The organism is Streptomyces sp. CA-146814, from assembly GCF_050942385.1.
Classification (GTDB): Bacteria; Actinomycetota; Actinomycetes; order Streptomycetales; family Streptomycetaceae; genus Streptomyces.
Map to the genome: position 1 here is coordinate 3,512,359 of NZ_CP192068.1, position 22,113 is coordinate 3,534,471.

The window sequence follows — 22,113 nt, forward strand, 5'->3', positions numbered from 1 at the left end:
GAGGGGAAGACATGCGCGATTAACTTCGCGAAATCGGGACAGTACACCCGAATGGCAACGGACCTTCAGTGACACACGGGGCGTTTTCGGGAGCGCCGCGATGTGCGATTCAGCTGTGCGTCGGCCGGGAGAAGAATGACCAGAAGAGGTGCATGGGGCCGCAGGGGGGTTGATACGGAACCGGACTGCTGTGACAGTTGAGAGCAGCTTAGGCCAAGGCCTGTGCGCCTGTCCGGCGAATGAGAACGTAGGCGCCTCCTGTGGGTGTGCCGTTTCCTGTAGGGGCCCTGGGGGCTGTTTCCTATAGGTGGGCCGTTCGGCCGCTTCCTTCGCCGTGCCGTCCTCCGTACCGGGTCCGCGAGCGCTTCCGCGACCCCGTAACCGCACCTGGATGCCTACGCAACGCACCCGGATGTCACGGCTTGGTACGCGAACGCTCCGAGAGGCCCCCGCTCCTACAGAACGCTCATAACTACGGATTAGGCTGCCCTCATGCCAAAGAAGCGCTCGGGCGGGGGTCTCACCACGACCCAGCAGGCCGCCAAGTTCCTCGGTGTCGCCGCACTCTCCGGAGCTGTCCTGGCAGGCATCGCGCTGCCCGCAGCCGGAGCGCTGGGGCTCGCCGCCAAGGGGACGGTCGAAGGGTTCGACGAGATCCCCTCCAACCTCAAGACTCCGCCGCTCAGCCAGCGGACCACGATCCTGGACCGCGACGGCGGGGCGATCGCGACGGTCTACTCGCGCGACCGCACGGTGGTCCCGCTCAAGGACATCTCCCCGTACATGCAGGACGCGATCATCGCGATCGAGGATTCCCGCTTCTACGAGCACGGGGCGGTCGACCTCAAGGGCATCCTGCGCGCGATGAACCGCAACGTACAGACGGGCGGGACCGCGCAGGGCGCGTCGACCCTCACCCAGCAGTACGTGAAGAACGTGTTCGTCGAGGAGGCCGGCGACGACCAGGAGAAGGTCGCGCAGGCCACCCAGCAGACGCTCGGCCGCAAGGTCCGCGAGCTGAAGTACGCGATCCAGGTCGAGGAAGAGCTCGGCAAGAAGAAGATCCTGGAGAACTACCTCAACATCACCTTCTTCGGTCAGCAGGCGTACGGCGTCGAGGCCGCGTCCCAGCGGTACTTCTCCAAGCACGCCAAGGACCTGAAGGTGGAGGAGGCCGCGCTGCTCGCCGGCATCGTCCAGTCGCCGACCCGCTACGACCCGGTCAACGACACGGAGGAGGCCACCAAGCGGCGTAACACCGTGCTCACCCGGATGGCCGCCACCCGCGCGATCACGCAGGCCGAGGCCGACAAGGCCATGGAGACGCCGATCAAGCTGAAGGTCAGCAAGCCGAAGAACGGCTGCATCACGGCCGTCAGCGGCTCCGGCTTCTTCTGCGACTACGTACGCAAGACGATCCTGACCGACCCGGCGTTCGGCAAGACCGAGGAGGAGCGCTCCAAGCTCTGGAACCTCGGCGGGCTCACCGTCAGGACCACGCTCGACCCGCGCGCCCAGAAGGCCGCCAACGAGGCCGCGACGGCGAAGGTCAACAAGGACGACAAGTTCGCGGCCTCCGTGGTGCAGGTGCAGCCGGGCAGCGGCAAGATCCTCTCCATGGGCCAGTCCCGCCCGTACGGCCTGGACCAGAAGCAGAACGAGACCGTCCTCAACCTGTCCGTCAGCAACAAGATGGGCGGCAGCACCTACGGCTTCCAGGTCGGCTCGACCTTCAAGCCGTTCACCGCGGCGGCGGCGCTGGAGAAGGGCATCTCCCCGGCGACGTCGTTCTCGACGGACTGGAAGATCACCCTCCAGGAGAAGGACTTCCGGAACTGCACCGGCTCCCCGGCGGGCTACGCGGAGTGGCCCCTGCAGAACGAGCTGGAGTCCGAGAAGGGCTCCTGGGACATGACGAGCGCGCTCGGCAAGTCCATCAACACCTACTTCGCGCTGCTGGAGCAGAAGGCCGGCCTCTGCGAGACGGTGGAGTTGGCGAAGAAGGTCGGTTACGAGCGCGGCGACGGCAAGAAGATCGTCGAAGCCCCCTCGATCACCCTCGGCAGTGAGGTGAGCACCCCGCTCTCCATGGCCGGCGCGTACGCCGCGTTCGCCAACCGGGGCACATACTGCACGCCGATCGCCATCGAGTCGATCACCGACCCGAACGGCAAAAAGCTCAAGGTCCCCCAGTCGAAGTGCTCGCGGGCGATGAGCGAGAAGACCGCGGACACCATCAACCAGATGCTCAAGGGCGTGGTGGAGGACGGGACCGGTATCCAGGCCGGTCTGAGCGACCGGGACAACGCGGGCAAGACCGGCACGACCAACGACCGCAAGGACGCCTGGTTCGTCGGGTACACGCCGAACCTGTCCACCGCGGTGTGGGTCGGGGACGACATCGGCGACAAGAGCTCGATGTTCGGCGTCACCATCGGCGGCCAGTACTACGACAAGGTCTGCGGTGGCTGCCTCCCCGGTCCGATCTGGAGGATCGCGATGACCGGCGCGCTGGACGCCTCCGAAACTCCGCAGTTCAACCCCGTCTCCGTCCCCCGGATGAAGGAGAAGGAGAAGGAGGACAAGGAGAAGGGCGACCGCGACGGTGACCGTGGCGGCGACGAGGACCGCGAGGACGGCAAGCCCGGCTCCGACCGCCCCGGCGGCATCCAGCTCCCGGGCGGCCTGATCGGCGGCTCCGGCGGCGGCGATGACGACCAGCGGGGCGGCGGCAGGTCCGGGCCCTGACCTGCACGTACGGCATACGAAGGGTGGGGCGCCCCGGTCGACGGACCGGGGCGCCCCACCCTTTTGTACGTTGGTACGGTCACCCGTTCGTACGTTGTACGGTCAGCCCGCGAGGAGCTTCTTCACCGCGGCGGCGACGCGGCCGCCCTCGGCGAGACCGGCCACCTTGGGGTTGACGATCTTCATGACGGCGCCCATGGCGCGCGGCCCCTCGGCGCCGGCGGCCCTGGCCTCCTCGACGGCGGACGCCACGATCGCGTTCAGCTCGTCGTCGGTGAGCTGCTTGGGGAGGTAGCCGTCCAGCAGCTCGCCCTCCGCCTTCTCCCGCTCCGCCTGCTCGGTCCGACCGCCCTGGGCGAACGCCTCGGCCGCCTCGCGGCGCTTCTTCGCCTCCTTGGCGATCACCTTCAGCACCTCGTCGTCGGAGAGCTCACGCGCAGACGTGCCGCTGACCTCTTCCTTGGTGATCGCGGTGAGGGTGAGCCGAAGGGTGGACGAGGTCAGCTCGTCACGCGCCTTCATGGCCGTGTGGAGGTCTTCCTTGAGCTTGGACTTGAGCGTGGTCATGCCGTGATTGTGACAGGTACGGGGCGCCCGCCGCCCTCCGGTTTTCCGCTCGCCGCACCGCGTCTGCGACGATGGGCCCATGCGCGCACGCTACGGAGTACCCCTGAAAGTCACGGCAGTCGGCGCAGCGGTGGGTGCCGCCGGCCTGGCCTACGCCGCCGGATTCGAGGCCCGCTCGTTCCGCCTGCGGCGGGTCACCGTTCCGGTGCTCCCGCACGGTGCCCGTCCGGTGCGCGTCCTCCAGGTGTCCGACATCCACATGGTGAGCGGGCAGCGCAAGAAGCGCGCCTGGCTCCAGTCGCTGGCCGGCCTGCGCCCCGACTTCGTGGTGAACACCGGTGACAACCTCTCCGACCCGGAGGCGGTGCCCGAGGTGCTGGACGCGCTGGGGCCACTGATGGAGTTCCCGGGGGTGTACGTCTTCGGCTCCAACGACTACTACGGGCCCAAGCTGCGCAACCCGGGCCGCTACCTCCTGGAGAAGGTGCAGGGCAAGCACGGCCTCAACGGCAACGAGCCCGCGGTCGGCGTGGTGCACAACCCGTGGGAGCCGATGCGGGACGCCTTCGACGAGGCGGGCTGGCTGAACCTGTCGAACACCCGCGGCCGGCTGAAGCTGGACGGCATGGAGATCGCGTTCACGGGCCTGGACGACCCGCACATCAAGCGCGACCGGTACGCCGAGGTCCAGGGCGGCCCCGAGACCGGCGCCGACCTCTCCATCGGCGTGGTCCACGCCCCGTACCTGCGCTCCCTGGACGCCTTCACGGCCGACGGCTACCCCCTGATCCTGGCCGGCCACACCCACGGCGGCCAGCTGTGCATCCCCTTCTACGGGGCCCTGGTCACCAACTGCGACCTGGACACCGACCGGGTCAAGGGCCTGTCCACCCACACGGCGGGCGGCCACCGCGCCTACCTCCACGTCTCCGCAGGCTGCGGCACCAACCGCTACACCCCGGTCCGCTTCGCCTGCCCACCGGAGGTCACCCTGCTGACGCTGACGGGGCGGGAGTGACGCTCTCGCGGGGCGGAGGCCGGGCCCGGAGAAAGCGGATTTCGCCTCCGGGCGCAGGTGGGCTAAAGTAATCGATGTCGCCGGGAGACCGGTGGACATCGGGGTGTAGCGCAGCTTGGCAGCGCGCTTCGTTCGGGACGAAGAGGTCGTGGGTTCAAATCCCGCCACCCCGACAGTGAAGTACCAGGTCAGGGGCCTGATCCGCAGAGCGGGTCAGGCCCCTGAGTGGTTCCTGGAGATCGTTTGGGAGAAATCTGGGAGAAGATCTTGGTCGGCTTCTCCCAGGACCGGTCTCCAGTGCCGCAGGATGAGTGACGCCCAAGCGCTCTCGGACCTGCGCGTTCGCGAATCCAGGGCTCGTAGCTGACCAGGAACGCCGCGGCGGGCCGCCCCAACGGTCGTTAGGAACACCGCACATGGCAGGTCATCGCTCAGCTCCTCCTCAAGGCCCCGCCCATGCGCTTGCCCAGCGAGTACGGGCGTTACGGGAGGACCGCGGGTGGACGCGTGAACGGCTGGCCAAAGAAGCAGGTATCGCCGCCGTAACGCTGCGCCGCCTGGAGAGCGAGGGAGCGATCCAGCCAGGTTTCTTCACCGTCGGCGCGGTGGCTGAGGCTCTTTCCATCTCCCTCGATGATCTTTTCCGGGTGACCCAGGTCCCGCCCGTTACTCCCGGTCTCTGGTCAGCCGGATACGAAGGCCGAGACATCGACTCATTCGTCGCCTCTCTCGTCGACAGTCACATCGGTGTCGTAGCGGACGTACGGCTCACCCCGATCAGCCGCAAGAAGGGCTTCAGTAAGACCCGCCTCGGGGAGGCTCTGGCCGAAGCCGGCATCGAGTACACGCACCTTCGTGGCCTGGGTAATCCGAAGGACAATCGGGAGCCCTTCTGGGACGGCCGCGTCGAAGTGGGGTGCGCGCGCTTCCGTGGCCTGTTGCGATCCCAAGAGGCGCAGGCCGACCTCGACCGCCTGGCAGAACACGCCCGAGCGTCACGGGTCGCGGTGCTGTGCTTCGAGAAGGACGAGAGTCGCTGTCACCGGCAGGTCGTCTTGGAGACGGTCCGCAGCCGGGTCCAAGTGCCCGTGAATCCCTTGGCCTGACTTCGCCCCCGGCTTTCGCAGGCGCCCTTGCCAGCGGTGCATGCCTCTCGTCCAATCAGATCGGGGAGATCGATGGAGGGGGCACACCATGGCGTCGTCGGCATCCGGGAAGCGACAGCGTGCACGGATCATGATCACGGTCAAGACGTATCCGGAGCTGTCCAGCAAGTACCGCGAGACAAGCTGTGTGGCCGGTATACGACTCGACCAAGGCGAGCCACAGCACGTGCGGCTCTTCCCTGTGCCCTTCCGGCTCCTCAGCGAAGAGGCGCAGTTCTCCAAGTACTCGATCATCGAAGTCGACGTCGAACCACACCGCCCCGAACGGGACTCTCGCCCGGAGAGTCTCCGGCCTTATCTCGACACATTAGAGGTGGTGGGTGAGGTGCCGTCCGACGGCGGCTGGCGGAAGCGGTACCGGCACGTGGAGCCCTTGGTTGCCCCGTCGCTCTGCGCCATCAAGCGGGACCAGGAGAAGCGAGGAACGTCCCTCGGCGTCTTCCGGCCCGCCGAAATCACCCGCTTCCGGCTGGAGGCCGCCGAGCCCTGGTCCGTCTCCAAAGCTGCGCTGGCCGACCAACTCGACTTGTTCGAGCAGGAGCTGAGCCCACTGGAGTGGGTGCCGCTCGACCTCCGCTACAGCTTTCACTGCGCCGAGGACGACTGCCCGACACACGACATGGGGTTGAAGGACTGGGAGGCAGGCCAGTCGTACCGCAAGTTCTTGCGTAAGTACGGCGAGCACGGGGTCCGTGATGCGCTCCGCGAACGCTGGTACACCCGGATGTGTGCCCCGAACAGGGCCGTTCACTTCTTCGTCGGGAACATCGCGGCCCACCCCAAGACGTTCATGCTGCTGGCCGTCTTCTATCCGGAGCGGAAGGTCGTCGAGTACGTGCAGGACGGTCTGTTCGGCGGGTGAGTAACGCTCCCGCTGCGTACTCAGGCGGACTTGCTGTGCTGCTGCGGGCTGCTCGCTTTCGGCTGCTTCGGAAACTGGGTAACCCTCTTCGTGCGAGGCTCCCTACCGAAGACCGAACGGTACTTCTCGACCGTGCCGATCTCCCTGACGATCTTCTTCACCCACGCGGGTGTGTAGACATACGCGCCGAACGCCTCGCTGTAGATGCAGTACTTCGCGTCCGTGGCACAGGGATCGGGAGCCCCGGTGGCAGGTCTGACTCCGAAACGTCGCCACATCAGCGCGTGCTCGTGGCTGGCGCTGAATTCGAAGGGCACCTGGTCTTCGACGAGGCGAGCCACCTGCCCCGGAAGCAGCTTGTCCTTGTCTGCCACTTCGACATGCTTGACCTTCTCGATCACCGTTCCGAGGCGCCCGGCCTCGACCATCGTCCTGCGCTCTTCCTCGCTCAGTTCGTCGAGCTTGACAAAGTTAATTGCGAGGTCGGCGTCCGTCTTCGACCCGATAATGGGCACGAGCCGCACGCGGTAGTCGTATCGAAGATCGTCGAGCAGTGCAGGATCGATGGCGGCCTCGAACTTCGCCACCAGATCACGAGTGTGCTTCGGCAGCTTCTTGGCCGCAGCCTGGAGTTGTTCCCGCCCCTCAGCGGTAAGGGCCTGAACCGAGATCGGGAATCGGAGCCGATCGGCGAGGCTGCACTCGGAGCCGAAGCGAGCGACCACTTCCTGCTCATAGTTCATGACGAGCGCCTGAGCCCGGCCACCCGTCACGATCTTCAGGTTGTGCTCGTACCGGTGCTCCACCTTGTTGCGGAGCGCCACGAAGAGTTCCCCGTTCAAGCGCACAGGATCCTGATTGTCGGGAAAGCGCTCTCTCAAGCAACGGTCCAGATCCCAAGCCTTGGGTTCGCCGTCGATCAGCTGGTGGTGACCCGTCTTGGGGTCCCTATAGTGATAGTCGATCTTCGCCTTGTGGAACTCCGCATGAAGCAGGTAGTGCCACGCCTTGTGCATGTGCGTGAGGAAATCGCTGTAGTTACCAGTCGTGCAATTCCACTCATCCACTGCTTTGAGGGCGTGCCGCTGCGACTCCAGGAGGATGTGGCGCCATCTCGCGTATGCCATGTCGTGCGTCCTTCTCGTCCATAAGAAGGGTCACACCAACGGTCGCATCAGCACAAGCACAAGCACACAACAGGTCAGGAACACCACAGGAAACGGCACTACCTGCTACTCCATGACATGGACCTCCCCTAGCCCCGCCTGGTGCCCACGGCCGTGGGCACCAGGCGGGGCTAGGGGAGGTCTGCCGCGTGTGTGCGCAGCAGATCATTGAGCACCTCTACAGGGGACGTCGGACACATGGCCAGACGAGCATCGAGTGCTGCCTCCCACTGCTGCGTCAGGCCGAGCATCAGGCGTTCACGCATGCCACGAGTGACATGCGCATAGCGCGCCGAGACCGAGCCGTCAATGTGGCCCATACGTTCGTCCATGAGGACCTTCTCGGTGCCGAGGTCCTCCATCATCGTGCGGTGGGTGTGCCGGAGCCCGTGGGGCGTGAGGCCCTTGGCGATCGGGAGCCAGCAGGCGTCCGCCCGAGCAGCTGCCCCTCGACCTCGTGCCGGGATGCCGGGCCACGGCTCGCCGAGGATCGGTACCGGGCGGGCCTCCTGCGGGGCCTTCTTCGGGTACCAACCCGAGGACGCCGGGGTGAACAGCCAGGTCGCGAAGCCGTTGCGGCGCCAGTGAGCGGCGTGCTCGGACGGGGCGCCTCCGCGTACGAACCCGAGCTCTGCGATGGCGAGTTCGACGCGTACGCGGGTGTCCTCGCGTACGCGGTCGCGGTAGTTGAGGACGTTTGAGACCGTGCCCGTGGAGACTTCGGCGCGGCGGGCGACGTCGACGAGCCTCGCGCCCTGGTGGCCGCCGGTGCGCGCCGCACCCTGGCCGCGGAAGACGTACGTCCTGCCGTGACAGGGGCAGGGCGTCGGCTTCGTGCGGGCGATGTGGTTGAAGACCAAGGCCGACAGCCAGTCCATCGAGTCGATGTCGCGGTAGCTGTCGTCCTTGGGCGGGCAGCGGACCAGCTCGCCGGTGTCAAGCTCGTACAGCTGCCACTCGACGCGGAAGGCGCGGGGCCGAACGAACTCCGTTTCCAGGCCGACGATTTCGCCCCAGCGCTTGCCGGTGTAACCCTTGAGGACCGTGGCGACGAACTCGTCGTCGCGACCGGAGAGCAGGGAAGCCCGCTCGGCGGTCAGCAGGATGCCGAGCGCGTCGGTGACGACCTTCTCCGGGCCGCGGTCGCGGGAGCGGCCGGCGCGCTTACCCCGGCCTCGGCGCCTCGCTGCCGGGTTGGACGTGAGCAGGCCCTCGTCGATCGCGTCCTCGAAGATCAGGTGGAGCGTGGAGCGCCAGGTCTTGACGCTGGAGGCCGCGTACGCGGCCCGCTCCTTCTTCTCCCAGGCATCGACGTCCGCGCGCAGGATGCCGACAAGCGCCTTGTCCTCGAAGTCGGGGAGCAGGTGCTCCTCAATGTGGCGCTTGTAGTTCTGCATCGTCGAGGCGGCCAGATCCTGGGCCGCGTACCAGCGGCTCGCGTACTCGCCGAACGTCTCCTGACCGAGCCCCGGGTCGCGCCACTGACCGCGCCGAACGGTCACCTCTTCCGCGTCTGCGGCCTGCTTGGCCTCCCGCTTGGTGGCGAACTTGACCACGACGCCTGCGGAATCGGCGACGGTGCCGTACTTGCCGTCTTCGATCTTGTAGCGACCTCGCCAGTAGCCGCCGCGCTTCTCTGCGTACCCCACAGTTTTCCCTCCCTTCTGTCGTGTGGGGCGCGTTAAGCAGCGGTTCCGAACTGGGACTTGGTCATCCGGCGCGGTGGCCGGGCCTTGAGACGAACGGTGGACACAACCCTCTCGGCCTGCCGCCGGGCGCGAGGCTTCCGGGTCGGGGCAGCAATGACGCCAGGGCGCTGCGGAGTCCGGGCCGGGCGCTCTTCGTGCATGCGGATGATCTCGGCGAGATGCTCGTCCGAGAAGCGGTAGGCGCGGCCGACGCGGGTGAACGGGATGAGCCGACGCCGCGCTCGGTCCTTGACCCACCAGGCGGAGCAGCCGAGTACGGCCGCGACTTCCTCGGGGACGTAGAGGCGTGGCAGGGCGACCTCGGCGTACGGAGTCGGAACAGAGGCAGGGGGTATTGCGGGTAGGCGCAAGGAGTGAGTCCTCTACAGGTTGTGGCGGGCGTGGGCGCGGCAACGCCGACCCGCCGGTCGATCGCTAGGGATGAAGGTGAGATGCCCTGCCTGGGGGTTTGCGGGCCCAGACAGGGAGGGGGTGCCGGAAGCTATGCCTCGTCGGTGGAGTGGCCGTCGCTGTCACCGGGCGGAGGGCCGTGCATCTTCAGCATGGTCTTGTTGGCCTCCTCCGCGATGGCGCTCTGGACCATGAGGTCGGCTTCCTCGCGGATGTCGGGGTGCTCGGCTAGGTAGGCGTCGAACGCTTCGCGCGCCTGCGTGAAGGCCATGCTGGCTCTCTGGGTCGCGCGGAACGCATCCACGACCTCGTCGATGAGCTCCATGGCGCGGGCCTTGGCAGCCAGCTGCGGCGGCCCGACGAGATTGCGCAGATCGATGCCGAGGACCTCGGCGAAGCCGATGGCGTCGTCGAGGTTGATGCGGCGCTTCCCGTTTTCGATCCGCCAGACCGCGGACGGGTTCATCTCGAAGCCAGCCTCGTTGAGCCGGTCGGACAGAGCGTTGGTGCTCCAGCCGCGCGCCTCACGCTCCACCCGGATGCGGGTCGCGACGTTCGCCTCGCCGCTGAGCAGGACGCCCTCGGACGGTTCTTCCTCCGCCACCAGCACCTCCTTCCGTTCGTAGCGATGCACTGCGGTTTGCAGCGCAGCCTAAACAGTAGCATCGCCACTGCGAGAAGCAAAGCGCTTCTGCGATCTGCAATTCGTGTGGCATAGTGATGGCACCCCACCCCGCCAACCTCAGGAGTCCGCACGCCCGCACTTCACATGAAAGAAGCCCCCGGCGATGCCGGGGGCTCAAGAGCAAACCTCTCAACCGCCATCCCTAGCGATCAACCTGCGGAGACCGGGATTGCCGTCCCATATGGCCCGCAAGCAGAGGAGCTGATGCCCAGTATGACCGATACCCAGCCGAGTACGCCATCCCTTCCCGACGGCTCCGGCACGCCGTGGCCCCCAGTCGCCGTGCCCGGCCAACCGTCCGGCGCCGCTGCGCCTTCGGCAGAGGAGGACCGCGACGACGACGCCTCGTCAACACCCCTGCTCGAGGGGGCGCAGGTCCTGGACGACCTGCGGACGCAGATCAAGCGGTACGTGGCGATGCCGAGCGAGGAGGCCGTCACGGCGGTGGCGCTGTGGATCGCGGCGACGCATCTACAGCGTGCGTGGCAGCACGCACCGCGCCTGGCGATCGTCGCGCCGGAGAAGCGGTGCGGTAAATCCAGGCTGCTGGACGTGGTGACCGAGACCGTGCACAACCGCCTGATCACCGTCAACGCCACCGCGGCGGCGATCTTCCGGTCGATCGACGGGGATGACCCGCCGACCCTCCTGGTCGACGAGGCCGACGCCATGTTCAGCACCACCAAGGCCGCGGAGAAGAACGAGGAGGTCCGCGGCCTGATCAACGCCGGACACCAGCGCGGCCGGCCCACCCTGCGGGTGTCCGGGCCCGAGCACCAGGTGCAGGAGTTCCCCACCTTCGCCATGGCCGCGCTCGCCGGGATCGGTGACCTGCCCGACACGATCATGGACCGTGCGGTGGTGATCCGGATGCGGCGCCGTGCGGCGGGCGAGAAGGTGGCGTCCTTCCGCACCGGCCGGGACACCCCCGCCCTGAACGCGATCCGTGACCGCCTCCATGCCTGGCTCCAGCCGCTGTACGCGCAGGCGATGGAGATGGAGCCGCCCATGCCGGTCGAGGACCGCGCGGCGGACACCTGGGAGCCGCTGGTCACCATCGCCGACCTCGCAGGAGGCGACTGGCCGGTGCTCGCCCGCGCCGCTTGTCGCGCCATGACCGACTACGAGGCCGGCCAGGACGAGGAGGGCGGTCTGCGCACCCGCCTCCTGGTCGGCATCCGCCGCGCCTTCGCCACCGTGGACGATCCAGCCGTGCTCAGCACGAAGTTCCTGCTGGAGGCGCTCAACGCGGACAAGGAAGCGCCCTGGGCGGAGTACGGCGCCAACGGCCTGACCCCGCGCGGACTGCAGCTGCTCCTGAAGCCCTACGGCATTAGCTCGGCCAACCGCCGCTTCCCCGACGGCACCCAGGCCAAGGGCTTCGCGCGCAACCAATTCCTCGACACCTGGGCGCGCTACTGCCCCGAGCCGAAGCCATCGGCCGAGCCCGCGCAGTCGGCGGACGAGCCGCAATCCGGCGCCGCAGCCTGACCCGACTCCACTCGCATCACTCGTCCCTGCGCAGGTCAGCGCGGGGACGAGTGAGCAGCCCGCAACGAGTCGAGTCGACATCACCACGCCACTCGTACCTGCTCTGACCTGGCACGCGACGAGTGGTACGAGTCCCAGCACCCCACGGCGGCCACGCCCTGCCCTCCCTCTGCACCGCAGCCGCCGCCCCAAGCCACCTGGAGCACCCCGCTTGTTCGCACGTATCGCCGCCATACGCGGCACCGACCTGATCCGCCTCGGCATCACCCTGCTCGCCGTATTCGCCTTCGCCCTCTCCTACGACGCCCTGCGCCAGATGGGAGTCGCCATCCACATCCGCGGACTGCTCACCTACGCCTTCCCGCTGGTGATCGACGGGTTCATCGCCGTCGGCGTCGGCGCCCTGCTCATGCTTCGCACCGCCCCCTGGTACTCCCGCCTGTACGTGTGGCTGCTCGTCGGTACGGCCACGATGACGAGCATCTGGGCCAACGCCGTACACGCCGTCCGCCTCAACGAGCAGGCCCGCCACGGTGATGGCCTCCGCCTCGACAACGTCACCGTCGGCGCCTTGTCCGCCATCGCCCCGCTCGCTCTGGCCGGCGCCGTCCACCTCTACATCGTCATCCACCACCACCCCGCTGCCCACAGCCCCGCCGATGTGGCGCGGGACTCTGCCGACGTGGCTTCGGACACCACAGATGTGGCCGACACCCCTCAGCCCCCTGCCGACCCAGAGGATCACGAGCCCCGTGAGATCTCTCCCGAACGGCTCGCCCTCGCGCGCACCGCGCCACTCGGGCGCAAGGGCCGCGCCTCGCGTCGCCACATCGAAGCCACCTTCCGAAGCAGGGAGTTGACCATCGGCAGGGCGGAGGCGGACAAGCTCAAGGACACCCTGCAGGCCGAGCTCGACGCAGCCGCCGCCGAGCGGCCGCAGGAACTCGAAGCGGTCCCCGCCAGTACCGCCGCCTGACCCCTGCGTCCACGCCGGTCGCCCCGCCTCCGGGCTCGCCCCGTGTCCCCCGTGCAGCCAGGCACTGGGGACACGGGGGCCCGGCGCAGCGATGCACCCCGACACCCCAGCACCCGTAGGAGAACCAGCCCATGCACGATCCGCACCACGAACTCCCCGTCCACCAGCAGGTGATGAACACTGGCCTCAACAGCGCAGCAAGGTATCCCGCTGGACCGTCCAAGGGCCGGCCTCACGCGGAAGCCTCCGCCCCGGGGGTGGCGGAGGCACTCGGGCACCAGGGGGTGCCCAAGCAGGAACAGCCCACCGCCGTCGCCGACAGCACTGCTGCCGTCGAGATGCCATTGCCGCGTGCCGCAGAAGAAGCCGCCTTGCACCGCGTCGCCCAACGTCGCAAGCCCGACCCCAACGGCCGTCGCGAGGGACGAGTCGACGTCCGCTACAGCGAAAAGGAAGAGGCCGACATACGCGCCAAGGCAGCGTCGCTGAACCTCAGCGGCGCCCACTACGTTGCCGCAGCCACTCTGGCCCACGTCCACGGCGACCTCACCCTGGCCGGCCAGCGCACCCAGCTCGACGACTACATCGACGAGATCAATGCCCTGCGCGAGCAGGTCACCGCCATCGGCCGCAACGTCAACCAGATCGCCAAGAAGCTCAACTCCGGCGGCCATCCACACCCTGGGGACAGCGCCCTCCTCGCCCAGACCGACCGGAGCCTGAATGCCGTGGGTGAAGCCGTGCGCCACATCGCCACCGCCGCAAACCAGGCCGTCAGCCACAAGGCGGCCCGATGATCGCGAAGATCACCGGAGGCAAGGACACCGCTAACCTGATCCGCTACCTCTACAACACGAAGAAGAAGGGCCACACCGACCCGCACCTGGTCGCCTCCTGGGACGGCTTCGCCCCCGACCCCGGCCGCGCCCCCGATTTCGACGCCACGAAGCGGGCTCTCGTCGCCGACCTCGACCTGCACGTCAAACAGGCCGCGCGGCTCGGCCGGGCACCCGAGAAGCACGTGTGGCACTGCTCGATCCGCGCCACCAAGACCGACCGCCACCTCAGCGACGAGGAATGGGGCGACATCGCCCGCCGGATCGTCGCCGCAACCGGCATCGCACCCGACGGCGATCCGGACGGCTGCCGCTGGGTCGCCGTCCGCCACGCCCCCGACCACATCCACATCGCCGCCAGCACAGTTCGCGCCGACCTGCGCACCGCCCGGCACTGGAACGACTACCTCACCGCCGACCGCGAACTCGCAGCCGTCGAAAAGGAGTACGGCCTCTTCCAGGTGATACGCGGGGATCGCACAGCCGCGAAACGGCCTACCCGTGCCGAGCAGGAGAAGGCCAAGCGCGCCGGCCAAGCTCGCACCGCCCGCGGACACCTGCGCACCACCGTGCGCACCGCCGTGGCCGCCGCCACCAGCACCGAGGAGTTTCTCCACCTGCTGGAACACGCCGACGGCATCCTCCTGGACATCAAGCACTTCCCGTCCGGTGATGTACGCGGCTACACCGTCGCCCTCGACGGCGACGTCAACGCCCAGCAGGAGCTGATCTGGTACTCCGGCTCCGAACTCTCCCCCGACCTGTCCCTCCCCAAGATCCGCAAGCGTCTAGAAACCACCGAACCCCAGCACAGCCCCCGTCGGGTCAACCCGTGGCACCAGGCAACCGCCGCCGCGGAACGCATCCCCCACCACCTCGACGGCGATGACGATGCAGCCGCTCAGGCCCACCTGGCCGCCTTCGGCGAAGCCCTCGACGCCCTGCCGATGCGCGCACCCCAGCAGATTCGTCCCCAGCTATGGCAGGCAGCCGAGGCGTTCGAGCGCGCCACCCGCTCCCGCGTCCAGGCCGAACACCAGCACGCCCGCGCCCTGCGTAGCGCCGTACGAGCCATGGTCCGCGAGCCCGCCCCCAAGGACGGCGCGCTGCTGGCGATGTTCCTCGACGCCGCGATCCTCGCCGTCATCGCCGCCGCCCGCTGGCACCAGCTCCGCCACCACGACCAACAGGTGGCCGCAGCCCACCAGACCTTGATCCACCTGCAAGCCGCCTACGAGCAGACAGCCACCGCACCCCTGACCGCCCTCGCCCAGCGCCGGCCACCCCAGCAGATCGTGGAACGGCACATCCTCCTCATCCGACAGGCCATGCCTGCCCACGCCGAGCAGGTGGTCGAGGACCCGGCCTTCGACGCCCTCACCGCCGCCCTCGAAACCGCCGAGAAGGCCGGGCATGATCCGAAGCAGCTACTGCAGCAGGCCACCGACGAGCGGGCGCTCAACGACGCCCGCAGCCCTGCACGGGTACTGACCTGGCGCATCGAGCGGCTCAGCACCAGGCCGGTTCCGAGCGACCGTGCACGAGTGGCACGGATGCGGAGCGCGGCACGGCGGCAAGGCACATCGGTCAGCCCGGCAGCGGTCGCGGCCTCGGAGCCACAGCCGCCCCAGGCACGTCGACGCTGATCACACCCGTCTCCGTACCCGAAGCGGGTGTCAGGCCGCGCACCCCAGCGCATCGTGGGCAAACGCGAGAGCCCGGAACCGGGCGCCCACAGCGTCGGGGCCACGGAAGGCCAGCGCCCGCAGAGCACTGACCTGTCGCCCCGAGGCCCACATCCCAGTGGCCGGGGAAAGGAACGGGACGACGGCTACGCCCAGCTCGGTGAAGGGGGCATGGTCCAGGTAGGTCATGCCGCCGGTGCCGCACAGGTACGCGCGTGCGCCGGTGGCGTCGGCCAAGTCAGCCAGCCGCTCGGATCGACCCGTGCGTGCGGGCAGGGCGCTGCTGGTGAAGATCTGCCCCCGCCAGCCGAGCAGTTCGAGCAGGGCGCGAGTCGAGGCCGTGGCGACCGGCGCGACCCTTCCTGTGTCGAACGCATTCCAGACCGGCTGAAGGGCACGGTCAACTGCGGGCCAGTGAGGACTGGGCCCGTACTGCTGGCGCAGGATCGATGAGGCTCTGCGTCGGGCCGTGGCAGGGTCGGCGATCAGGGTGTCTCGGATGAGGGTGGCGCGCCCGGAGGGGCGGTGAGTGGGGATGGTCAGCCACCGGTTCGGGCCGAGGCCGTCGAGTGTGGCGATGCGGGCGCGATGCTGGTAGTCGCGGCGGGCGAACTGCACGTCGTCCAGGACGATCCAGTGGTCCGACGCGAATAACTTGGCCAGCGTGGTCAGCCGGGGCATGAAGTTGGGCTGGTGGATGGCACACAGGCTGCCCGGGGAGGAGAGTTCAGGAAGCGATGAGGCGGCTGGTGAAGCTGGCGTGGATGAGGGACTCGTACGCAGCATGCACGTCCTCCGGGACCTCCTGCTCGATGGCGAACCCGAGCTTCGGATACTCGATCACCCGCTGGAGGTCGCCGACGAGCATGTCCACCACGAGCTTCTCGTCGCCGATGGACTTGAGGTAGTCGTCGAACTCCAGGGTTTCCGAGGCGCACACCATCTCGGCCTCGGGCCACAGCTTGCGGGCGGTGGCGTACGACCGCCGTTCCATGTAGGGCTTGGAGACCAGCATCACCTTCTCCGGGGTGATGCCGGCGTCGGCCAGGACCTCGCGGGCGAGGGTGATGTTCTGCCCGGTGTTCGCGGCGTGGGGCTCCAGCAGGATCGCTGAGGCGGGGACGTCGAGGTCGATGGCGTGCTCGCGGAAGTGGACCGCTTCGCCGCGTGGGAAGACCTTGGCGGTGGTCGGGCTGTTGCCGCCGGTGAAGACCAGCGTGGGGAAGAGACCCGCGTGGTACAGCTCGGCGGCGCGCGTGGCCACCCCCAGGTCGTGGCTGCCCAGGCCGATCGCCACGTCCGCGGGGTGGGCCTGGTGGTGCATCTGGTGGTAGTCCCAGATCGCCTTGGCCTGGTGCCACTGGTCTTCAGTGATGACCTGCTGGCTGTCACTCATGCGTTCGTCTCCCTGATCACCGTCGGCGGGGCCCCGGGCGGCCCCTCACTGCTGGCCTTGACGCTCTCAATACTGCGCAGTTGGTGCACGAGGCCGTACTGCGCGGCCGTCCCAGCGGCCTGGCCGAGAACGCGTAACCCATCATCGCGGGTCGCCGCGTCGGACAGCAGGATGTGGCCGTGAGCGGTGTCCAGTCGTACACGTTGCATCGGTGAGTCGCTGCTCCCGCTGCTTCGGGCAATGTCGATGAAGTGCAGGGCTTGGGTGAGGTCCCCGACGCCCCGGCGGGCCAGGGCGAGCTTCTGATGGGCCACCGACCAATCGTCGGGTTCGGTGAGGTCTTCGAATTCACGGGTCGCGGCCTGCATCACGCGGGTCGCGTAGTCGTGGTTGCCGTCCTTGCTGAGTGCGGTGCCCACCCACAGGCGGGCTCTGGCCCGGTCACGGCGAGAGAGCCGGTCGTCGACGGCGAGCGTCTCGTACGTACGGGCCGACGTCTCCAGGTCACCGGACATCTCCGCGACGACCGCGAGGGACAGATCGAGCTGGGCGACACGGCGGGGAATGTCGAGCTGGGTGAAGATCGAGCGCGCGCCCGCGTAGGAGTGGCGCGCGGACAGTGGTCCGAGCACCGCGCCCTGATCGCGCTTGAGGTCTCCGAGTAACGCGGTGGATCGGGCGTAGAGGTACAGGCCCTTGTCATCGAGTTCGGCGGCCGTGAAACGGTTGAGCCATCGGCCCAGCAGGCTGTCGGCGAAGGTGAAGTTCTGCCGGGACAAGGCGACGACGGCACGGTCCAGGTCGTCGGTCCACGACTCGTACTCCCAGGCTCTGGGCCCGGCAGCCGTCACCCGGCGTCCGGCTGCCACCTGCCCGGGGCCGGCCATCTCCGACAGGAGCGTTTCGAAGCGCAGGTGCACGGAGGCATCGGCGCGACCGAGCGCGGTGTCGAGAATGGCCTGCGTGTCGGGGCGGGGCTCGGTCGCGGACCGGAGCTTTTCCCACTTCGAGATGGTCGCGACGGCGAGACCGAGGCGCTCGGCGAAAGCACGCACGCTCAGGCGGAGGGCGAGCCGTAGGGCTCTGGCCTCCAGGCCGGTCCAGTGGTGCACGGTCGCCACGCGTCGCTCCCTTCCACCAGCCATGGAAGCAGAAGCGTGCGGCCGGTGGGGCGGAAGTAGAGCGCAAGTGGAACAGCCGGTGATTCCCTGCGCATTGAGGTACGGCGACGCTCAAGGGGTCTCTTTTCGCCGAGTCCCTTGGACGGTCACCAGCATGGAACTCCTTACCGAGCACCGCCCGGTCAACGGGCCCGTCGTCTACGGCTTCCTGCGGCTGGCCGGAGTCTCCGCAGCCCGTCAAACGGCGTTACAGGCGTCACTGACGGAGTACTGCCGGATCCATGAGCTGCAGCTCTCCGGCGTCTTCAAGGACAAGCTCGCGACGACCGAACCGAGCTCCACCGCGTTCACCGGCCTGCTGGACGCGTTGGCCCTTCCTGACGTCTACGGCGTCATCGCCCCCGCCCTGTCTCATCTGGGGCCGAAGCACCTCGCCGCCGAACGCACCCGCCTTATCGAGGCCGCCGGCGCCCGCCTGCTGCTGGCCCGCCGCCCCCGCATCGGGCCTGGCCACGTACCTCGTCAGCAGACCGCCCACCGCCGCTTTCCCGCGCCACTCCTCCTCCTGAGCACGGAGTCATGAGGCACCCCATGCCCGAGTCGCTTCAGCAGTTCTTCGAGGCCCGCCGCCAGTCCGTACGCAAAGCACGGGAGTTCGCCACCAGAGCGCTGGACGGCTGGGGCCTGACGAGCCGCACCGAGGACATCCGCCTGTGCGTCTCCGAACTCGCCACGAACGCCCTTCTCCACGGCACCGCCCGCGGGCACGGCTTCCTCGTCCGGCTCGACATCGACGACAACTGCGTACGTCTCGAAGTGCACGACAGCCGTCGTCAGCAGCCCGTCGTTCGCGAGCCGACCGCCACAGACATCTCCGGGAGGGGCCTGACGTTGGTGGCCGCGCTTTCCGACGAGTGGGGAGTGAGGGACCGTACGCCGCTCGGGAAGATCATCTGGTCCTGCTTCAAGACCGCGGACGACGCCTCACAGTCGATCAGCCCTCCCGTCCCAAACCACGACGACCGCCCTCTGGAGGTCCGATGACCGTAACCGGCACACCGGATCCGGCGGCGCCTGCCGCGTCAAGCACGCGTCTCGTGGCCAGCCCGTTCCTCGCCCAGCACCTCCTTCTTCAGCCAGGCCGAGCGGTCGGTGTGCGCATTCCTGGGGTCCGCTATGAGGAGCTGCGCGCCGCGAGCCGCGTCGGAGGCCCTCTGCCAGCCTGGCTTGTTGATGCCGCGCGGCAGGCGTGGGGCACTGAGCTGCCGTACGGGCCGGTCGGCGATTTCGTCCTCGTGCGTGAGCGGTCGCCGTACGGGTACGCGAAGGCGTCCTGGGAGATCAACCTCGGCTGCGACTACGACTGCGAGTTCTGCTACCTCGGCGAGAAGCGATTCGAGGGCCTGGACTGGGCGGGCAAACAGCAGCTCCTGCGGACGATGCGCGACGCGGGCGTGCTCTGGCTGCAGATCACGGGCGGCGAGGCGCTGATCGACCGCGAGTTCGGCGCGGCCTACGAGTACGCCCACCAGCTCGGGATGATGGTGCAGGTCTCCTCGAACGGTTCGTCCCTGCGCAAGCCGCCGATCCGCGGGCTGTTCGCACGCCATCGCCCTTACCGGCTCACGCTCAGCGTCTACGGCGCGACCGCGGACACGTACGACAAGGTCACTCGCAACCGCGGCGCGTTCGGCCGGTTCATCCAGGGTCTGGACGCGGCCCACCAGGACCGGCTGCCGGTCCGGCTGAACGTGATCGTTTCGGACGACAACGCCCATGAGGTCGACGCGATGGTGGCTCTGTGTGAACGCTACAGCTTCCCGCACCAGGTCTTCACGAACATGTCGCCGACGATCGACGGTGAAGCGAACCCGCTGGCGACGCAGGCCAAGGGCCACATCAAGGCCCGGAGCGTCTTCACCGGCTGCAATGCCGGCCGGACGTTCTTCCACGTCAACCCGCACGGCATCGCGTCTGTCTGCAAGGTCGGCCGCGACCCGAGCGTGAACCTCGTGACCGAGGGCGTCGCCGCCCTCACCCGGCTCGGCGCCATCGCCGAGTCCCTACAGCTCCGCACCGGTGGATGCTCCGGCTGCACGAAGGTCGGCACCTGCCGTACCTGCCGGCCGCTGGCCAAGCTCTACCAGGATGCGGGGGACCGACGAGAGCTCTACTGCCAACACGGAGGCTACGGATCATGACTCCACCCACCACAACCCTCACCCCGCCGCGCGAACCGATGCTGCTCACCATCGGACGGCGCCCCACCGATGGTGCAACCGGCACCCTGCCCGTGCCACTGCCGGCCGGGGCCATCCGCGACGACGAGGTCCAGATCATCACCGACCTGGACGAGGCCGCCGAGGGCGCCGAGTGCAGCTGCTCGGCCGGTGACGACCAGCCCTACTGACCCACCGCGGGTGGGCCCACGTGCCGCCCGTTGCGCCCCTTGAGTGCCGCCCCGGCCGTACCCTGGCCGGGGCGGCACTCCCCTGTCTCCGAGCCCCATGAGGAACCGCGCGTGTCCATGTCTCGCATTCCCTTCGATCAGCTCCCAGCCGACGTCCGCCAGGCTGTCACTGACAAGACCGGCCCCGTGCATCAGGCGGTGACCATGACCGGCGGCATGAACTCCGGCGTCGCCTCCGTCCTGGAGACCGAGAGCGGCAGCGTTTTCGTGAAGGGCATCGCGAGTGATCATGCGCAGTTCGCAGCACAGCGCCGCGAGGCGGAGATCGCCCCCCACCTGCCCACGTCCTGTCCCCGCCTGTACTGGCACCTGGAAGTCGGTGGATGGAGCCTTCTCGGATACGAGGTCCTCAGCGGTCGCCACGCCGACTACAGCTCCGGCTCCGCCGACTTGGTGCTCGTAGAAGCCGCGCTCACCGAACTGCAACGGACCACCGCTCCGGCCGACGTCGAGATCAAGGACGCGATGGACCGCTGGGCGGGCTACGCTCCGCCTGGAACGCTCCAGTACTTCAGTGGCAACACCCTGCTGCACACCGATTTCGAACCGCACAACGTCCTGATCGCCGACGGGCGTGCCCGCCTCATCGACTGGGCGTGGCCAACGCGCGGTGCGGCGTGGATCGATCCAGGCACCTTGGCACTGAGGCTCATGGACGCCGGCCACCCGGCGGAGAACGCGATCGCGTTCGCAGGCCGCTTCCCGTCGTGGCGGAACACCGACCCGGAGGCGCTGGCGGCATTCGGTTCCGCATCTGCCGCGCTGTGGCAGGAGATCGCCGAGGAGGACCCAACGCCCTGGAAGCAGAGGATGGCCAAGCGGGCCGCTGCGTTCAGGCTCGCACTCCTCAGAGAGGCATAGGCCCAGCAACAGTAGAGGGTCGACGTTCGTCAGCGATAAACGTCCCACTGCGAAAAGACCGAGACGAGCGCCAGCGCCTGCTCTTATCTTCAGACTATGACCGTTACCGCGCGGCGGGATCTGGTGAGCCCCGCGACCCGCAACGCCTTTCGTTCTCTTGCCACGGACCTGACCATCCGCATCGTGGCCGAGCTGTGGGAGGACCACGGGTTCGCTCCCATCCCCCCTGACGAGCTGAAGTATCAGGACTCGGGCCAGCGTCGAACCGAGTTCATGCTCTACGCGGAAGGTGTCGACTGGTCAGACTCTAACCAGGTGCGGCGTGCGCTCCTGGTCTTCGAGGACTTCATTCGCGCGTACCGCGACCCCGGCGATCAGGGCACACCCAAGTGGTTGGACGACATCAGGGCGCGCCTGGAACGGGACGGCTTCGCTCTCGATCAGGAGGGCAGGATCTCTTGGTCTAACCCGCCGGTGCTCGTCCGTGATCTGAGTGGCCTGAGCGACGCCTCAGGCATCACGATCGAGTTGGAGCGTATCCGTAGAGACCTCACCACAGATCCCCACGGTGCCATTGGCGCAGCCAAGCAGCTCATCGAGGCGACTGCAAAGACGGCTCTCAACGAACTCGGCATCGAGGTCGACAAGAACGCCGCCCTTCCCGCTCTGATCAGCACTGTCCAGAAGGCGTTGAGGCTTGACGCCGGCTCGGCGCCTGACGGACCAGACGGCAGCAAGGCCGTGAAAAAGATCCTTTCGGGCTCAGTGAACATCGCCGTCGGAGTCGCCGAACTGCGCAACCAGGGTTTCGGCAGCGGTCACGGCCAGGTGAGCGCACCGTCCGGCCTTGGAGTACGCCACGCCCGACTCACGGTCAACGCTGCCGTCACCTGGTGCGAGCTGATCCTCGACACCCTGTCGGACCCCACCGCACCGTGGCGCAGGGCCAAGGTCTAAACGCTTCAT

At 68.0% G+C, this 22,113-nt stretch carries 22 protein-coding genes and 1 tRNA gene; 15 read left to right on the forward strand and 8 right to left on the reverse strand.

Translation table 11 applies throughout. The features are described 5' to 3' along the window. Window positions 1-492 precede the first annotated feature (492 nt). Window positions 493-2,748 (forward strand): transglycosylase domain-containing protein, encoded by a 2,256-nt coding sequence (locus ACQP09_RS15455; protein ID WP_433399772.1) that lies wholly within the window; start codon window positions 493-495, stop codon window positions 2,746-2,748. A 102-nt stretch (window positions 2,749-2,850) separates the two neighbouring features. On the opposite strand, the gene ACQP09_RS15460 is transcribed toward ACQP09_RS15455, so the two are convergent. Further along, window positions 2,851-3,315, reverse strand: coding sequence for a GatB/YqeY domain-containing protein (locus ACQP09_RS15460; RefSeq protein ID WP_432151640.1), 465 nt, complete (start codon window positions 3,313-3,315; stop codon window positions 2,851-2,853). Window positions 3,316-3,394: 79 nt separating this feature from the next. Between ACQP09_RS15460 and ACQP09_RS15465 the strand changes: the two genes are divergently transcribed. The 4 genes from ACQP09_RS15465 (at window position 3,395) to ACQP09_RS15480 (ending at window position 6,361) form a co-directional block, all read left to right on the forward strand. After that, entirely contained in the window at window positions 3,395-4,333 is a 939-nt protein-coding gene (locus ACQP09_RS15465; RefSeq protein ID WP_366422447.1) for a metallophosphoesterase, read from the forward strand. A 99-nt stretch (window positions 4,334-4,432) separates the two neighbouring features. After that, window positions 4,433-4,506: transfer RNA gene (locus ACQP09_RS15470), tRNA-Pro, on the forward strand. Window positions 4,507-4,749: 243 nt separating this feature from the next. Next, window positions 4,750-5,439 (forward strand): DUF488 family protein, N3 subclade, encoded by a 690-nt coding sequence (locus ACQP09_RS15475; protein ID WP_030295294.1) that lies wholly within the window; start codon window positions 4,750-4,752, stop codon window positions 5,437-5,439. Window positions 5,440-5,569: 130 nt separating this feature from the next. Then, window positions 5,570-6,361 (forward strand): hypothetical protein, encoded by a 792-nt coding sequence (locus tag ACQP09_RS15480; protein WP_433399775.1) that lies wholly within the window; start codon window positions 5,570-5,572, stop codon window positions 6,359-6,361. Between the two features lie 20 nt (window positions 6,362-6,381). On the opposite strand, the gene ACQP09_RS15485 is transcribed toward ACQP09_RS15480, so the two are convergent. The 4 genes from ACQP09_RS15485 to ACQP09_RS15500 form a co-directional block, all read right to left on the reverse strand. Further along, complete coding sequence (locus ACQP09_RS15485) at window positions 6,382-7,488, reverse strand: DUF3644 domain-containing protein (protein ID WP_433399778.1); 1,107 nt, start codon at window positions 7,486-7,488, stop codon at window positions 6,382-6,384. Window positions 7,489-7,658: 170 nt separating this feature from the next. Further along, a complete protein-coding gene (locus ACQP09_RS15490; RefSeq protein WP_030295297.1) occupies window positions 7,659-9,176 on the reverse strand; it encodes a LacI family DNA-binding transcriptional regulator in 1,518 nt (505 codons plus the stop codon). 32 nt (window positions 9,177-9,208) lie between these two features. Further along, entirely contained in the window at window positions 9,209-9,586 is a 378-nt protein-coding gene (locus tag ACQP09_RS15495; RefSeq protein WP_078879445.1) for a helix-turn-helix domain-containing protein, read from the reverse strand. Between the two features lie 131 nt (window positions 9,587-9,717). Then, window positions 9,718-10,230 carry a helix-turn-helix domain-containing protein gene (locus ACQP09_RS15500; protein ID WP_030295298.1) on the reverse strand — a complete coding sequence of 171 codons (513 nt, stop codon included), beginning with the start codon at window positions 10,228-10,230 and terminating at the stop codon, window positions 9,718-9,720. 294 nt (window positions 10,231-10,524) lie between these two features. On the opposite strand from ACQP09_RS15500, the gene ACQP09_RS15505 reads away from it, so the two are divergent. From ACQP09_RS15505 to ACQP09_RS15520, 4 genes are all read left to right on the forward strand, one after another. Further along, on the forward strand, window positions 10,525-11,802 hold the full coding sequence (locus tag ACQP09_RS15505) for a DUF3631 domain-containing protein (RefSeq protein ID WP_199807168.1): 1,278 nt from the start codon (window positions 10,525-10,527) through the stop codon (window positions 11,800-11,802). A 211-nt stretch (window positions 11,803-12,013) separates the two neighbouring features. Continuing rightward, a complete protein-coding gene (locus ACQP09_RS15510; protein WP_355868860.1) occupies window positions 12,014-12,778 on the forward strand; it encodes a DUF2637 domain-containing protein in 765 nt (254 codons plus the stop codon). 131 nt (window positions 12,779-12,909) lie between these two features. Beyond that, on the forward strand, window positions 12,910-13,575 hold the full coding sequence (gene mobC / locus ACQP09_RS15515; protein ID WP_078879446.1) for a plasmid mobilization relaxosome protein MobC: 666 nt from the start codon (window positions 12,910-12,912) through the stop codon (window positions 13,573-13,575). Next, window positions 13,572-15,260 (forward strand): relaxase/mobilization nuclease domain-containing protein, encoded by a 1,689-nt coding sequence (locus ACQP09_RS15520; RefSeq protein WP_433399785.1) that lies wholly within the window; start codon window positions 13,572-13,574, stop codon window positions 15,258-15,260. The genes mobC and ACQP09_RS15520 overlap by 4 nt, the downstream gene beginning before the upstream one ends. Window positions 15,261-15,290: 30 nt before the next feature. Here ACQP09_RS15520 and ACQP09_RS15525 read toward each other — a convergent pair whose 3' ends face one another. Genes ACQP09_RS15525 through ACQP09_RS15535 form a run of 3 tightly spaced genes read right to left on the reverse strand, consistent with a single transcriptional unit; the run spans window position 15,291 to window position 17,816 of the window. After that, window positions 15,291-15,980 (reverse strand): WbqC family protein, encoded by a 690-nt coding sequence (locus tag ACQP09_RS15525; RefSeq protein ID WP_433399787.1) that lies wholly within the window; start codon window positions 15,978-15,980, stop codon window positions 15,291-15,293. A gap of 46 nt (window positions 15,981-16,026) precedes the next feature. Further along, window positions 16,027-16,695 carry a YdcF family protein gene (locus ACQP09_RS15530; RefSeq protein WP_030295308.1) on the reverse strand — a complete coding sequence of 223 codons (669 nt, stop codon included), beginning with the start codon at window positions 16,693-16,695 and terminating at the stop codon, window positions 16,027-16,029. Further along, window positions 16,692-17,816 carry a helix-turn-helix domain-containing protein gene (locus ACQP09_RS15535; RefSeq protein ID WP_030295311.1) on the reverse strand — a complete coding sequence of 375 codons (1,125 nt, stop codon included), beginning with the start codon at window positions 17,814-17,816 and terminating at the stop codon, window positions 16,692-16,694. The genes ACQP09_RS15530 and ACQP09_RS15535 overlap by 4 nt, the downstream gene beginning before the upstream one ends. Window positions 17,817-17,970: 154 nt before the next feature. On the opposite strand from ACQP09_RS15535, the gene ACQP09_RS15540 reads away from it, so the two are divergent. From ACQP09_RS15540 to ACQP09_RS15565, 6 genes are all read left to right on the forward strand, one after another. Next, complete coding sequence (locus ACQP09_RS15540; protein ID WP_383594034.1) at window positions 17,971-18,399, forward strand: hypothetical protein; 429 nt, start codon at window positions 17,971-17,973, stop codon at window positions 18,397-18,399. A gap of 8 nt (window positions 18,400-18,407) precedes the next feature. Next, window positions 18,408-18,860 carry an ATP-binding protein gene (locus ACQP09_RS15545; RefSeq protein ID WP_032760435.1) on the forward strand — a complete coding sequence of 151 codons (453 nt, stop codon included), beginning with the start codon at window positions 18,408-18,410 and terminating at the stop codon, window positions 18,858-18,860. Between the two features lie 53 nt (window positions 18,861-18,913). Then, on the forward strand, window positions 18,914-20,017 hold the full coding sequence (locus ACQP09_RS15550) for a radical SAM protein (RefSeq protein WP_030295318.1): 1,104 nt from the start codon (window positions 18,914-18,916) through the stop codon (window positions 20,015-20,017). Continuing rightward, on the forward strand, window positions 20,014-20,226 hold the full coding sequence (locus ACQP09_RS15555; RefSeq protein ID WP_069735528.1) for a hypothetical protein: 213 nt from the start codon (window positions 20,014-20,016) through the stop codon (window positions 20,224-20,226). The genes ACQP09_RS15550 and ACQP09_RS15555 overlap by 4 nt, the downstream gene beginning before the upstream one ends. A gap of 117 nt (window positions 20,227-20,343) precedes the next feature. Beyond that, complete coding sequence (locus ACQP09_RS15560) at window positions 20,344-21,147, forward strand: aminoglycoside phosphotransferase (protein ID WP_433399795.1); 804 nt, start codon at window positions 20,344-20,346, stop codon at window positions 21,145-21,147. A 96-nt stretch (window positions 21,148-21,243) separates the two neighbouring features. Continuing rightward, window positions 21,244-22,104: an abortive infection family protein gene (locus tag ACQP09_RS15565; RefSeq protein ID WP_433399797.1), complete on the forward strand. Its 861-nt coding sequence runs from the start codon at window positions 21,244-21,246 to the stop codon at window positions 22,102-22,104. Window positions 22,105-22,113: the final 9 nt, after the last annotated feature.